The 14,841-nt window shown below is 41.2% G+C and carries 12 protein-coding genes, 2 tRNA genes and 1 pseudogene; 14 read left to right on the forward strand and 1 reads right to left on the reverse strand.

Annotated elements, in window-relative coordinates; translation table 11 throughout:
- The 4 genes and pseudogenes from HMPREF2887_RS10600 to nt5e all read left to right on the forward strand — a co-directional run.
- A pseudogene (locus HMPREF2887_RS10600) lies at positions 1-114 on the forward strand (TetR/AcrR family transcriptional regulator); the annotation flags it as partial.
- Positions 115-131: 17 nt separating this feature from the next.
- Complete coding sequence (locus HMPREF2887_RS08065) at positions 132-599, forward strand: deoxycytidylate deaminase (protein WP_021001716.1); 468 nt, start codon at positions 132-134, stop codon at positions 597-599.
- A gap of 47 nt (positions 600-646) precedes the next feature.
- Positions 647-1,282 carry a hypothetical protein gene (locus tag HMPREF2887_RS08070; RefSeq protein ID WP_021001715.1) on the forward strand — a complete coding sequence of 212 codons (636 nt, stop codon included), beginning with the start codon at positions 647-649 and terminating at the stop codon, positions 1,280-1,282.
- Between the two features lie 159 nt (positions 1,283-1,441).
- The gene (nt5e, locus tag HMPREF2887_RS08075) at positions 1,442-3,595 is read left to right on the forward strand and encodes a cell surface ecto-5'-nucleotidase Nt5e (protein WP_021001714.1); all 2,154 of its coding nucleotides are present in this window, start codon (positions 1,442-1,444) and stop codon (positions 3,593-3,595) included.
- A gap of 37 nt (positions 3,596-3,632) precedes the next feature.
- Here the strand turns inward: nt5e and plsY are convergent, their stop codons facing one another.
- On the reverse strand, positions 3,633-4,280 hold the full coding sequence (gene plsY / locus HMPREF2887_RS08080) for a glycerol-3-phosphate 1-O-acyltransferase PlsY (protein WP_021001713.1): 648 nt from the start codon (positions 4,278-4,280) through the stop codon (positions 3,633-3,635).
- A gap of 182 nt (positions 4,281-4,462) precedes the next feature.
- Between plsY and parE the strand changes: the two genes are divergently transcribed.
- From parE to rpsA, 10 genes are all read left to right on the forward strand, one after another.
- Positions 4,463-6,406 (forward strand): DNA topoisomerase IV subunit B, encoded by a 1,944-nt coding sequence (gene parE, locus HMPREF2887_RS08085; protein ID WP_084741018.1) that lies wholly within the window; start codon positions 4,463-4,465, stop codon positions 6,404-6,406.
- Between the two features lie 9 nt (positions 6,407-6,415).
- Entirely contained in the window at positions 6,416-7,267 is an 852-nt protein-coding gene (locus HMPREF2887_RS08090) for a hypothetical protein (RefSeq protein ID WP_084741021.1), read from the forward strand.
- A 225-nt stretch (positions 7,268-7,492) separates the two neighbouring features.
- Positions 7,493-8,227, forward strand: coding sequence for a DUF6261 family protein (locus HMPREF2887_RS08095; RefSeq protein ID WP_084741024.1), 735 nt, complete (start codon positions 7,493-7,495; stop codon positions 8,225-8,227).
- Between the two features lie 19 nt (positions 8,228-8,246).
- Positions 8,247-9,068 (forward strand): aminoglycoside 6-adenylyltransferase, encoded by an 822-nt coding sequence (locus HMPREF2887_RS08100; protein WP_084741026.1) that lies wholly within the window; start codon positions 8,247-8,249, stop codon positions 9,066-9,068.
- A 212-nt stretch (positions 9,069-9,280) separates the two neighbouring features.
- Positions 9,281-11,737: a DNA topoisomerase IV subunit A gene (parC, locus tag HMPREF2887_RS08105; RefSeq protein ID WP_084741029.1), complete on the forward strand. Its 2,457-nt coding sequence runs from the start codon at positions 9,281-9,283 to the stop codon at positions 11,735-11,737.
- Positions 11,738-11,859: 122 nt separating this feature from the next.
- Positions 11,860-12,897 (forward strand): branched-chain amino acid aminotransferase, encoded by a 1,038-nt coding sequence (locus HMPREF2887_RS08110; protein WP_224784207.1) that lies wholly within the window; start codon positions 11,860-11,862, stop codon positions 12,895-12,897.
- A 103-nt stretch (positions 12,898-13,000) separates the two neighbouring features.
- Positions 13,001-13,231: a DUF2969 domain-containing protein gene (locus tag HMPREF2887_RS08115; protein WP_022525869.1), complete on the forward strand. Its 231-nt coding sequence runs from the start codon at positions 13,001-13,003 to the stop codon at positions 13,229-13,231.
- A gap of 52 nt (positions 13,232-13,283) precedes the next feature.
- Positions 13,284-13,364 (forward strand) — tRNA-Tyr (locus HMPREF2887_RS08120).
- Between the two features lie 42 nt (positions 13,365-13,406).
- Positions 13,407-13,478: transfer RNA gene (locus HMPREF2887_RS08125), tRNA-Gln, on the forward strand.
- Between the two features lie 161 nt (positions 13,479-13,639).
- The gene (rpsA, locus tag HMPREF2887_RS08130; RefSeq protein ID WP_003024424.1) at positions 13,640-14,839 is read left to right on the forward strand and encodes a 30S ribosomal protein S1; all 1,200 of its coding nucleotides are present in this window, start codon (positions 13,640-13,642) and stop codon (positions 14,837-14,839) included.
- The last annotated feature ends 2 nt before the right edge of the window (positions 14,840-14,841 follow it).

Below are 14,841 nucleotides of genomic sequence, written 5' to 3' on the forward strand. Positions count from 1 at the left end.
TCTGTTTTAATCAAATGGACAAAAGACGGCATGAAAGTTCCAGCAGAAAAGATTGCATCGCTCGGACTGCCGCTTTTTCCACATCGAAAAAATGATAAACTGAGTGATAAGTAAGAGAAGAAGGTGACAATATGGCGACAAAAAGATTGGCTTGGGACGAATATTTTGCAGCACAAGCGCTCTTGATTGCAAATCGCTCAACCTGCAAACGAGCAAGCGTTGGTGCAGTTATTGTAAAGGATAATAAAGTTATTTCAACAGGATATAATGGATCTGTTTCAGGAACGGAACACTGCATCGATCATGAATGCCTGATAGTTGACGGGCATTGTGTGAGGACTTTACATGCAGAAGTAAATGCGATTTTGCAAGGTGCAGAGCGTGGAATCCCAAAAGGATTTACTGTTTATGTCACACATTTCCCTTGCCTTAATTGTACGAAACAGCTTTTACAAGTTGGTTGCAAGCGAGTGGTTTATATCAATCGATACCGTATGGATGATTATGCGCGATATTTATATAGCGAAAAGAAAGTTGAGCTAGTACATCTGCCAATCGAAAAAGTAAAAGAAGCGATCTCGGAGACTGATTTGATATAACTTTTAAAGTGTGACTTTTGTTTTCTATGAATAAAAGGAAAGAAATTATGACAGAAGAACAACTTCAAAAAGCCTGGCAAGCATTGTTTGACGGGCAATATCAGCTTGCCAAGCAATTCGTTTATCAAATAGACCAAGATAGTTATAGTACGCTGAATTTAAAAGCTTATATTGCTTTGGAAGAAAAGGATTTTCAGTTGGCTCGTCAGGTTTTAAAAGACTATTATGCTCAAGCTATGTCTGAAAAGAATCTGGAAGAACAGCATATAGGCTTACATCAATTAGCGATGGTCGAACGAGAAGAAGAGCATTTTCAAAAGGCTTATGACTTGATAATGGCAGAAGCTGCAATTATTACAGAGCATTTCCCCGATGATGTCCTAAAGGCATCGGTCAATTTGTACGAACAGGGGTATTTACAATTCAAACTTGGAAATATTCACCTTGCAGAAGAACTTTTGCAAGAAACACTAAATTTAGCGTTGCAGACAGATGACTTTGTCAATCATGCTTGTGCTTATCGGGGCTTGGCTGAGGTAATGTTAGCTAAGGGAGATATAAAAATGGCTAAATTTGATGCTCAAAAAGCACTGGCGTGTTTTGAAAAAGCAGGTGATACCGTTGGAGCAGCAGGGCTGAAGGACATAATGGCACAGATAAACTCACAAGGTAGAAGTTTGTAAATAATGTTTGTGAAATAAGATATTCTAATGTAAAAGTTAGAGTATTTTTCTTTTTAGAATAATTTTAGCGAACGATAAGATGAAGATTGCTCAATAAGGTTTTATTTTACCAGAAAATCTTGTATAATAGAATCAAAAAAGAATAAAAGAGGATTGATTATGAAAAAGGAAAAATTCATTATCCCCATTTTGTCAACATTGCTAATTGCTCCAGCAATTTTAGCACATCAGGTTTCTGCTGATGCTGTAGATCCAGCTGCTTCAACAGCACCTGTAGAGCAAGTAGAAGTTCCTAAAGAAAATCAGTCGGTAGCCCCTACGATCGCTCAAGGCGATTCAGCAGTTTCGCCTGCTACTGAAGCTTCCACGGAGAAAGTAACAGAAAAGAGCGAGAACAAACAAGTTGAAACTTCTGTAACTCCAGCAGATTCTATAACTCCAGCCGCTCAAGCGGTTGCTGCACCTACAACTCAATCTGAAAAAGATACGGTTATTCTTCATACAAATGATGTACACGGTCGTATTGTGGAAGAAAAAGGAGTCATTGGCGATGCTAAATTAGCAGCAGTCATTGAGCAAGAACGTGCAAAGACCAATCAAACAACACTTGTTGTGGATGCAGGCGATGCTTTTCAAGGACTTCCGATTTCCAATAGCTCAAAAGGAGAAGAACGCGCGAATATATTAAATAAGATTGGCTATGACGCAATGGCGGTCGGAAATCATGAATTTGACTTTGGTTTGGATGAGGTGAAAAAATACAAAGAAATTTTGAAATTCCCTCTTCTTAGTGCCAATACTTATGTCAATGGAGCACGTCTTTTTGAAGCTTCTACGATTGTTGATAAAGACAAGAATGTTGTGGGAGATGAATTTGTGGTTATTGGGGTGACAACGCCAGAAACTGCAACAAAAACACACCCACGCAATGTTCAAGGGGTTACGTTTACAGATCCAATTTCAGAAGTCAATAAAGTCATTGAAGAAGTGGAATCTCGTGCGAAAGCGGAAGGTAAAACTTACAAACATTATGTCGTTTTGGCGCATTTGGGTGTAGATACGACGACACCAGTTGAATGGCGCGGTTCTACCTTGGCAGAAGCATTATCAAAAAATCCTTTGCTAAAAGGAAAACGTGTGACAGTGATTGACGGGCATTCACATACTGTAGAATCAGTGACCTATGGCGACAATGTTACTTATAATCAAACAGGTAGTTACTTGCATAATATCGGAAAAGTAACGTATAAATCTGGTCAAATCTTAGGAAATCCTCAACAAATCTCAGCCAATTCAGTAAAAGGCGTTACTCCGGATCCAGCTATTCAGCAATTAGTAAACAAAATCAAAGAGAAATATGACCAAGAAAACGCAAAAGTGGTCGTTGCTAATAGCCCGGTTGAGTTAAATGGTAATCGAGAAAATGTCCGTGTGCGGGAAACCAATCTTGGAAATGTCGTAGCAGATGCGCTCTATGAGTACGGGCAAACAGGATTCAGTCATAAGACAGACCTTGCTGTAACTAACGGCGGCGGACTTCGTGAAACAATTGCGAAAGGAAAACCAATCACCAAAGGAGATATCATTGCTGTTCTACCATTTGGTAATACCATTACTCAAATAAAAGTAACTGGGCAAAACATCGCAGACATGTTTGCTAAGTCTTTAGGTTCTATTGTACAAGAAAAAGACGGCAAACCAGTCCTAGATGAAAATGGGCAACCGTTACTTGAACCAAGCGGCGGTTTCCTACAAGTTTCTGGAGCAAAAGTTTATTATGACACTACCTTGCCAGCCGATAAGCGTATTCTTGGCATTGAAATCAAAAATCCTGAAACAGGAAAATACGAAAAATTAAATCTCGCAAAAACTTACTATCTTACAACCAACGATTTCTTGGCTGCAGGTGGTGATGGTTATGGTATGTTGGGCGGGGCTCGCGAAGAAGGTCCTTCAATGGATGTGGCTTTTGCGGACTATTTAGCAAAAACAGACTTAACAGCTTATGCGGTTGTCAATCCTAATTCACGAACTATCTCAATCTCAACTGCACAATACAAGAAACTTCAGGATCAAGCTGCTAACCAAGTGAAGCCAAATGAAACTGGAGAAAAAGAACTTGTGCCAGCAGTTCAAACAAATACACATCAAAGAACGGCAACGATTCCAGTCAATGTACACAAACAATTTGTGACTTCAGGTCAAAAGAGCTTGCCAGAAACAGGTACAACAGATACCACCTTTATCAGTTTACTTGGCTTTGTCGTTGGACTTTTAGGATTATCCAGATTTAAAAAAGCTCACAAAGAATAAAATAAGAGGAAGCTAAGATTTTTTATCCTAGCTTCTTTTATTTCTGTTTAGGTTGTTGTTTTGTGATATTCAATCCGAAGGGAATGAGGTTTTCTTGTTTCATCCGAATTCGCTGGATATTATCTTTGTGTCGGACGATAATGATGAGCGCTAATGCGAGTACAATTACGGTAAAGAGTACATCATAACGTGGTAAAAGAAAGCCAAATAGTGGGAAAATTAAGACTCCCAGAATAGCGGAGACAGCAGCTGTCACACTTGAAAAGGAAATCATACTAGTCAGATACAAGCAGCTGAAAAAGATGACAGCTAAATAAGTGAAGAAAGTCGGTGAGAAGCCCAGAATGACACCTGCACTGGTTGCCACGGCTTTACCGCCTTTAAATTCAGCAAAAATGGGGAAGGTATGCCCAAGAACGGCTAAAAGTCCAAAAACGAGAGGAGAAATACCGTTGATATGAAGGAAAAATGGCAATAGTGTCGCAAATGTCCCTTTAAAAAAGTCAAAAATAAAGGTGATGATGCCTGCTTTTTTTCCAAGGACACGAAAGGTATTGGTCGTCCCTGTATTTCCGCTGCCGTATTCGCGGAGATTTTTCTTGTAAAATACTTGTCCAATCCAAAGCCCAGCAGGGATTGAACCAATCAAATAAGCCACTATCAATGTAAAAACTATCTTTATCATGTTTTTATTATACCATGAATTTTGATTTTGATAGTTGAACGACCAGAAATATTTTATAAAATTTGTCTAGGCTGAAAAAATAGCGGTGAGAAGCAGAAAGAATACACTATTTTCTAAAAATCTTTGCAAAATTCACTAAAAACTTGTAAGATAGAAAGGATGAATGATTCAGGAGGTTCCTTGTGGCAAAAAAGGAAATCAATATTAACAATTACAATGATGATGCCATTCAAGTATTAGAAGGATTGGACGCGGTTCGTAAACGTCCTGGTATGTATATTGGATCAACAGATGCAACTGGGCTTCACCATTTGGTCTGGGAAATTGTGGACAATGCAGTTGACGAGGCTCTGTCTGGCTTTGGTGATAAGATTGACGTGACCATTCATAAAGACGGGAGTTTGACTGTAGCAGACCACGGTCGGGGAATGCCAGTCGGTATGCACGCTATGGGAATCCCGACAGTAGAAGTTATCTTTACGGTGCTCCACGCCGGAGGTAAATTCGGTCAGGGTGGTTACAAGACCTCTGGGGGGCTGCACGGTGTGGGTTCTTCTGTGGTCAATGCACTGTCTAGCTGGCTGGAAGTTGAAATCACACGTGACGGAACGGTTTATCGGCAACGATTTGAGCAAGGTGGAAAACCTGTTACCAGTCTGGAAAAGATTGGCAAGGCTCCCAAGTCAAAAACGGGCACAAAAGTGACCTTTATGCCTGACGACACGATTTTTTCAACGATAGATTTCAAATACAATACCATTTCGGAGCGGCTCAATGAGTCAGCCTTTCTCTTGAAAAATGTTCACCTTTCTCTGACAGATGAGCGAACGGGCGAGTCTGTTGATTTTCATTATGAAAATGGGGTGCAAGATTTTGTCAGTTATCTGAATGAAGATAAGGAAACATTGACACCAGTTCTTTATTTTGAAGGAGAAGAGGGCGGCTTTCAAGTGGAAGTGGCCCTCCAGTACAATGACGGTTACTCAGACAATATCCTTTCTTTTGTCAATAACGTCCGCACCAAGGACGGCGGAACGCATGAGACGGGGCTTAAATCAGCTATTACCAAGGTTATGAATGACTATGCAAGAAAGACTGGATTGCTGAAAGAAAAGGATAAAAATCTGGAAGGCTCTGACTACCGTGAGGGTTTAGCGGCTGTTCTTTCTATCTTAGTGCCAGAAGAGCATTTGCAGTTTGAAGGACAGACCAAGGACAAGCTGGGCAGTCCGCTTGCTCGTCCTGCGGTGGATTCGATTGTGTCAGACAAGTTGACTTTCTTCCTCTTGGAAAATGGGGAATTGGCATCTAATCTTATCCGCAAGGCGATTAAGGCGAGAGATGCGCGCGAAGCAGCCCGCAAGGCGAGAGATGAAAGCCGAAGCGGTAAGAAAAACAAGAAAGACAAGGGGCTTTTATCTGGAAAGCTAACGCCAGCTCAATCCAAAAATCCAGCTAAAAACGAACTTTATTTAGTCGAAGGAGATTCAGCGGGTGGTTCTGCCAAGCAAGGACGCGACCGCAAGTTTCAGGCGATTCTGCCCCTGCGCGGTAAGGTTATCAATACCGCCAAAGCTAAAATGGCAGACATTCTCAAAAATGAAGAAATCAACACCATGATTTACACCATTGGTGCAGGTGTCGGTTCGGACTTCTCCCTAGAAGATGCCAACTATGACAAGATTATCATCATGACCGATGCGGATACGGACGGCGCCCATATCCAGACGCTCTTGTTGACCTTCTTTTACCGCTATATGCGTCCGCTGGTTGAAGCAGGCCATGTCTATATCGCTCTGCCGCCGCTTTATAAGATGTCTAAAGGCAAGGGCAAGAACGAGGTTGTCGAGTATGCTTGGACGGACGGTGAGCTAGAAGACCTGCGCAAGAAATTTGGCAAAGGTGCCATGCTGCAGCGTTACAAAGGGCTTGGAGAAATGAACGCCGACCAGCTCTGGGAAACCACCATGAACCCTGAAAACCGCACCCTCATTCGCGTTACCATTGACGACTTGGCTCGTGCCGAGCGCCGCGTCAATGTCCTCATGGGCGACAAAGTCCCACCACGCCGCAAATGGATCGAGGATAATGTTAAGTTTACGCTAGAGGAGAGTGGAGTGTTTTAGGAGGAATTTATGACGAGAAAAAATTATTTTGATCTTATTCAGGATATGGGATTTGATGCAGATAAGGAGTTTGAAATGATTTCCATTCTAATATCAAATTCAAAAGAAAAACTACCTAACATAACAGAATCACTCAGTAGCGTATTTAATAGGAATTTTTGGTTATATGAAAACTACAGAAAAATTCAGTTTAGGTCTTATGATGATGTAAAAAATTATTTTGAAAATAATTTTAGTGGTAATGACCGTCTGTTTGCTTATACAGAATTTATTATTGATTTGAATTCTTTTCTGATTAGTAATAGTGATGTCCCTACTTTTTCTAAAGTCACTTTGATGCAACAATTCCCAAAGATTAAAGAGAGGATAGACTATTTTTTAGCCAAAACCAATCATGAATTAAAAAAACTAGAAGATGGTCGTCAAATCATCATTGAAAAGAATGTTTATGCTTCAGAAGTTTCTCAAATTGTATCTGAAACTAATATTCAGGAAGCAATGAAAATTTTAGAATACAATCATTTTTCTAACAAAGGGAATACTAAACGTAAAGAAGAAATCTTATTCTCTTTAGCAAAATATCTTGAGCCGTTAGAAAAAGAATTGAATGCTTCTGAAGAATTAAAAGAAGTTATGAAAGTGAATAATAAGAAAATTATTGCGGTTGATAAACTCTTTGAAATGTATAATAAACTTGATGTACGGCATCCAGAAAGACAATATAATGATGGTTGTTCTGACGAAGAGCTCGAACAATGGTATGATGATATTTATACTTCAACTTTATTTGTTATTCTTAGCTTAGATGAAGCTAGAATTTTATCAAGATTTAATAAACTAAAACTTTCAAACCAGAAATAAAAATTCGGACAAGCTCGTTAGAGTAAAAGTAAAGTCGTTCAACTTTCGGACAAGTGACTTTTTAGAAAATCCCGATTGTTCTGTTTTCGGATAAGAGTTTTTGGAGTAAAAGGTGAACGTTCTAATTTCGGACGAACGGTTTTTGAGTAAAAAGCCTTTTCCGAAACTGAACAATGTAAAAATGATATGAAATAGATTAGAATTTAAAAGAATTAGGAGAAAATAATGAAATTGACATACGGAATCACTACGTTGGACACGAAAACTCTGGATAAAAGTGAATTCTCCCAGCTTATGACCGAGTCGAAAGAGGCGATTACTGCTTTTAACAAGGCGCATAAGGTGGAAAGTATTTATACGAGTAAGCTGGAAGAGATGAGCCAGCACTTGGCCAAGTTTCAGGAGGGTCTGCATCGGGCGAAAGCAAGCAGTTTGGTGACAAGTTTAGACCAAGCTGATCGCGAGCGAGATGATGCTTTGGGGACGCTGACTGCTTTGGTGCGGGCATTTTCACGGGTCAAGGAGACGGCGACCAAAGAAGCCTACGACACCTTGGCAGGCTTGCTGAAAAATTACGCAGGGATTGCGGCTGCCAACTATGAAAAAGAGACAGAGGGCATCAACCACCTGCTCCAAGAGCTGAAGAAATCGACTTATCAAACGGCGCTGGCAAAACTGCACTTGGAAGCTCATGTGGAAAGCTTGATGACTGCGCAAAAGCGGTTTGAGGAAGCCTATAAGGAGCGCTTGACCGAGTTGAAAGGCAAAGTGCCTAGCCAAAGCAAGCAACTCCGCATGCAGCTACAAGAAATCTACGATTTCCTGCTGGATTTCACCGCTATCATGACCTACGCTTACCCAGAAAGAACGCACTACGCAGATCTTCGCGACCAACTCAACACCATTCGTAGCCGCTACAAAAAACGCAAAGTGGTTAAGAAAGTGAAAGAAGCAATCTAACAAAAAGGTAGGGACTTCCATGAGAACTGAAAGAGAAATGTTGGATTTAATTTTGCAAACCGCAAAAGTGCTAAAAGTCGACGCTATTGCCATGTCCGGCTCGCGGACAAATCCAGATGCTCCCAAGGACGAGTTTCAAGACTACGATGTGGTCTACATTGTGGATGATTTGGCTGCTATGGTAACCGACCTTGCTTGGTTAGAAGCGTTTGGCAAGCGCATCATCGAGCAACATAATATACTTGACCATCGCCGCCTCTATCTCATGCTCTTTGAAGATGGCAATCGGATAGATCTGACCCTTTGCCCCAAGGAGCATATCAAAGAATGGGTGGATAGCGAAGCAGATTTCACGGTACTGGATGACCCCCAGGGACTCTTTCAGCCCTATACACCTAGTTCCAAACGTTATTGGACAAAACCAGCGAGTGCAGATGATTTTGCAAAATCGTTCAATGAATTCTGGTGGGTTTCAGCCTATGTTGTCAAGGGGATTCAGCGTCAGCAATTTGTGTATGCGGTGGATCATCTCTATGGTATCTGTCAGAAAGAATTGCTGAAATTATTGGCTTGGCAAGTGGCAGAAGAAAAGGGAGTGATTGATGTCGGCAAAAACTACAAGTATCCGTTTCAGTATTTGCCCGCTGAGAAGGAAGAAGAATTTGCCACTTTGCTTGATTTTTCTGATAAAGAAAGCCTCATCCAGTCTTTACTGTCTACGCAGCAATTTTTTCACAAAGAAGCTCAGGTTTTCTCTCTCAAGACAGGTTTTCCTTATGATAAAGAAACTGCAGAAAAAATGATTCAGTACACTAAAGAAAAACTGAATCTAAGAAAGTGATAATCCACTTTGCTCATTCATAAGAGATGCCTCTTACATCAGGAAGCATTAAAAAAGAAAATTACAGAAAGGATAGTTTGGTTGTATAGCAACTGAACACGGGACTAAGACTTAGAAAAAAAGATAAATCGATTGGAGTTCATCGAACCCTGCATCGATTTCCTATTTTTCTACAGAAATTTTCGGCAAGCCGAAACGTCCCTTTGTATCTTATGAGTAACATTCAAAACATGTCCTTAGAGGACATCATGGGAGAGCGTTTTGGGCGCTACTCCAAATACATCATTCAAGAGCGGGCTTTACCCGATATTCGTGACGGACTCAAGCCCGTGCAGCGTCGGATTCTTTATTCGATGAACAAAGACGGCAACACCTTTGACAAGGGCTACCGCAAGTCGGCCAAGTCTGTTGGAAATATCATGGGGAATTTCCACCCGCATGGTGACAGCTCCATTTACGACGCCATGGTGCGTATGTCTCAGGACTGGAAGAACCGTGAAATTTTAGTGGAAATGCACGGAAATAACGGTTCTATGGACGGCGATCCGCCAGCCGCTATGCGGTACACCGAAGCTCGTTTGTCAGAGATTGCTGGTTATTTGCTCCAAGACATCGAAAAGGGCACTGTGCCTTTTGCTTGGAACTTTGATGATACGGAAAAAGAACCGACCGTATTGCCGGCTGCCTTTCCCAATCTTTTGGTGAATGGGGCGACGGGGATTTCTGCTGGGTACGCGACGGACATTCCGCCTCATAATTTGGCTGAGGTCATCGATGCGGTGGTGTATATGATTGATCACCCCAAAGCCAAGGTTGACAAACTCATGGAGTTTCTGCCGGGGCCTGACTTCCCAACGGGAGCCATTGTGCAAGGGCGTGATGAGATTAAGAAAGCCTATGAGACTGGAAAGGGTCGCGTTGTCGTGCGTTCTCGGACGGAGATTGAAAAGCTCAAAGGCGGCAAAGAGCAGATTGTTGTCACTGAAATTCCTTACGAGATTAACAAGGCCGTTCTGGTCAAGAAGATTGATGACGTTCGGGTCAATAATAAGGTAGCTGGTATTGCAGAAGTACGGGATGAGTCTGACCGTGACGGGCTTCGTATTGCCATTGAGCTGAAAAAGGATGCCAATACCGAGCTGATTCTGAATTATCTCTTTAAATATACGGATTTGCAGGTCAATTACAACTTTAACATGGTGGCGATTGATCATTTCACGCCACGTTTAGTAGGGATTGTGCCGATTCTGACTAGTTACATCGCCCACCGAAAAGAGATTATTCTGGCGCGTAGTCGTTTTGACAAAGTGAAAGCAGAGAAGCGCCTGCATATCGTAGAAGGCTTGATTCGAGTGATTTCTATCTTGGATGAAGTGATTGCGCTCATTCGTGCGTCGGAAAATAAAGCTGACGCCAAGGAAAATCTCAAAGTCAGCTATGATTTCACCGAAGAGCAGGCAGAGGCCATTGTCACTCTCCAACTTTATCGCTTGACTAATACAGACGTGGTGATTCTGGAAGAAGAACAAGCAGAATTGCGCGAAAAAATTGCCATGCTCTCAGCCATTATCGGTGATGAGCGGACCATGTACAATCTCATGAAGCGTGAACTTCGCGAGGTCAAAAAGAAATTTGGTAATCCTCGTCTTAGTGAATTGCAAGATACGGCTAATGCCATTGAGATTGATACGGCTAGTCTGATTGTGGAAGAAGAAACCTATGTCAGCGTCACTCGTGGGGGCTACATCAAACGCACCAGTCCACGTTCTTTCAATTCATCAACGGTTGACGAGGTCGGCAAGCGCGAGGACGACCGTCTGATTTTTGTCAGCTCGGCGAAAACCACTCAGCACCTTTTGATTTTTACCAATCTTGGAAATGTCATCTATCGACCAGTTCATGAATTGGCAGACATTCGCTGGAAAGAAATCGGGGAACACCTCAGCCAGACTATTACCAATTTTGAGACCAACGAAGAAGTCATCTACACTGAGTTAGTAGATAATTTTGACGAAGGCACTTATTTTGCGGTAACAAAACTAGGGCAAATCAAGCGTGTAGAGCGAAAAGAATTCAGTCCTTGGCGCACCTATAAGTCCAAGTCTGTTAAATTTGCTAAATTAAAAAATGAAGACGACCAAATTATCACACTTTCTCCAATCAAGCTAGACGATGTTATGCTAGTGACCCAGAACGGCTATGCCTTGCGGTTCAATATCGAAGAAGTACCAGTTGTGGGCGCTAAGGCAGCAGGTGTCAAAGCTATCAATCTCAAAAAAGATGATGTCTTAGCAGCAGCTTTTATTGCCAATACTGATTCATTTTATATCTTGACCCAGCGCGGAGCGCTCAAGCGAATGGCAGTTGCAGATATTCCTGTGACGAGCCGAGCAAATCGTGGTTTGCAAGTGTTGCGCGAGCTGAAGTCCAAGCCACATCGTATTTTCCAAGCAGGTCCTGTCTTTGGAGAGCAACCTGCAGAACTAGACCTCTTTAGTTCAGATCATCCAACAGCAGAAGAAGAGCAGATTCTTTCTATTGTTTCTAACAAAGGAACGACTTACCAAGTGAATCTTGCTGACCTCGGTTTGTCTGAAAGAACCAGCAACGGTAGCTTTATCTCTGATACTATTTCTGATGAAGAAGTGTTCTCTGCGAATATTAAATAATTGAAAATCAGTCCAAGCGGCTGATTTTTTGTTCAGGTATAAACTGAAATTAAAAAATTTTCAGAATTTTGCAAAAAAACTATTGAAAATATCTAAAAATAGTGTAAAATAAAAATCATAAAATTAAAAAGGAGAATGTTATGTCAGTAAATCTTGATTGGGAAAATCTTGGTTTTTCCTATATGAAATTGCCTTATCGCTATCTTGCTTATTATAAAAATGGTCAGTGGGAAAAAGGAGAATTGACCGAAGATGCTACTTTGCATATGTCCGAATCTTCTCCTTGCCTTCATTATGGGCAACAAGCCTTTGAGGGAATGAAAGCCTATCGCACGAAAGACGGCAGTGTACAGCTATTTCGTCCAGATCAAAATGCAAAACGTCTGCAACGCACCTCAGACCGTCTCTTGATGCCGCAAGTTCCGACTGATATGTTTGTTGATGCTGTAAAGCAAGTGGTTCGTGCAAATGAAGAATACGTTCCGCCGTACGGAACGGGAGGAACCCTTTATATTCGTCCGCTATTGTTAGGTGTTGGTGACATCATCGGTGTTAAACCAGCAGATGAATACATTTTCACCGTGTTTGCCATGCCTGTTGGAAATTACTTTAAAGGGGGCTTGATTCCAACAAACTTTATCGTTTCTGACAAGTATGACCGTGCTGCTCCTTATGGAACAGGTGCTGCTAAAGTCGGCGGTAACTACGCAGCAAGCTTGCTTCCAGGACAAATGGCGCATGAAAGGAAATTCTCTGATGTCATTTATCTAGACCCAGCTACTCACACGAAGATTGAAGAAGTGGGATCTGCAAACTTCTTTGGAATTACCAAAGACAACGAATTTGTAACGCCGTACAGCCCATCTATCCTTCCTTCTATCACAAAATATTCTCTTCTATACCTAGCAGAACATCGTTTGGGCTTGAAAGCTATCGAAGGAGATGTGCCAATTGATGATTTGGATCGTTTTGCTGAAGCAGGGGCTTGCGGTACAGCAGCGGTCATCTCTCCAATTGGTGGTATTCAGCACGGTGACGATTTCCATGTCTTTTATAGTGAAACAGAAGTTGGACCTGTCACTCGAAAACTCTATAATGAATTAACCGGCATCCAATTTGGCGATGTTGAAGCACCAGAAGGTTGGATTGTAAAAGTTTAAAAATTTTTGAAGCTATCTCTCGATTGAGGTAGCTTTTATTTTCACATAGCACTTGCTAGTTTTCCTATTTTTTTGTAAAATAGAGACTTGAAAGAGGTATATGATGAGTAAAAAAGATAAAAAGATTGAAATCCAATTGGCAGATAGCAAAGTTAAAATAGGAACTGACCAGTACGAAGGTTATGTTTTATCTATTGGTAAAAAAGTCATTGGTCAAATTGCTGAGTTAGACGGGCAATTTGCTATCATAAAAAATGAAAATGTTGATAGTTTTTATAAAAAACTTGAAAATGCCGTGGAAAAATTGATTGAAACCTATAATTTGGGGAAATAAATGCTTGTGTTTTCCTTTCATCAATGGTATAATAAATACTGTTGATTATACAGGAGAGGTAGCGAAGAGGCTAAACGCGGCGGACTGTAAATCCGCTCCTTCGGGTTCGGGGGTTCGAATCCCTCCCTCTCCATGAGCGTACTTAGCGCTTAAAGGATTTTGTCCGCGTTCTTTTTGGGGTATAGCCAAGCGGTAAGGCAAGGGACTTTGACTCCCTCATGCGTTGGTTCGAATCCAGCTACCCCAGTTCTTAGGTAATATATCAGATAAATGGTAAAATATCTTAGGGTATTTTATTTCTTTATAGGGTGGGAAACGTTAAAGATAGTTCATGTCATTGCGGTGCTTAGGAAAAATATTTTAAGTATGTCAAGCAAGAAATGCTTGATTGTTGGAGGATTTTTTTAGATGAATGAATTTGAAGATTTGCTAAATAGTGTTAGCCAAGTTGAGCCAGGCGATGTCGTTACTGCTGAAGTATTGACTGTTGATGCGAACCAAGCTAATGTTGCAATCGCTGGAACTGGTGTAGAAGGTGTGTTGACCCTTCGTGAATTGACAAATGATCGTGAAGCTGACATTAACGATCTTGTAAAACCAGGTGAAACACTTGAATTGCTTGTTCTTCGTCAAGTAGTTGGTAAAGATACTGATACAGTTACTTACCTTGTATCTAAAAAACGTTTAGAAGCTCGCAAGGCATGGGACAAGTTGGTTGGACGTGAAGAAGAAGTTGTTACTGTAAAAGGTACTCGTGCAGTTAAAGGCGGTCTTTCAGTAGAATTTGAAGGACTTCGTGGATTTATCCCTGCTTCAATGCTAGATACTCGTTTCGTTCGTAACACTGAACGTTTTGTTGGCCAAGAATTTGAAGCAAAAATTAAAGAAGTGGATCCAAAAGAAAATCGTTTCATTCTTTCACGCCGTGAAGTAGTAGAAGAAAAAGCTGCAGCAGCACGTGCTGAAGTATTTAGCAAATTAGCTGTTGGTGACATCGTGACTGGTAAAGTTGCACGTATCACAAGCTTTGGTGCTTTTATTGACCTTGGTGGTGTTGACGGACTTGTTCACTTAACTGAATTGTCACACGAACGCAACGTTTCACCAAAATCTGTTGTATCAGTTGGCGATGAAATTGAAGTAAAAGTTCTTGATTTGAACGAAGAAGAAGGACGCGTATCACTTTCTCTTAAAGCTACAACACCTGGACCATGGGACGGTGTTGAACAAAAATTAGCTGCTGGTGATGTGATTGAAGGTACAGTTAAACGTTTGACAGATTTCGGTGCTTTTGTTGAAGTATTGCCAGGTATTGACGGACTTGTCCATATTTCACAAATTTCACACAAGCGTGTTGAAAATCCAAAAGATGTGCTTAAAGTTGGTCAAGAAGTAACCGTAAAAGTTCTTGATGTAAATGCTGATGCAGAACGCGTATCACTTTCTATCAAAGCTCTTGAAGAACGTCCGGCTCAAGAAGACAGCCAAAAAGAAAAACGTCAATCACGTCCTCGTCGTCAAAAACGCCAAGAAAAACGTGACTTTGAACTTCCAGAAACTCAAACTGGATTCTCAATGGCTGACTTGTTTGGTGACATTGAATTATAAGC

It is taken from the genome of Streptococcus sp. HMSC071H03 (genome assembly GCF_001813035.1).
GTDB lineage: Bacteria > Bacillota > Bacilli > Lactobacillales > Streptococcaceae > Streptococcus > Streptococcus anginosus.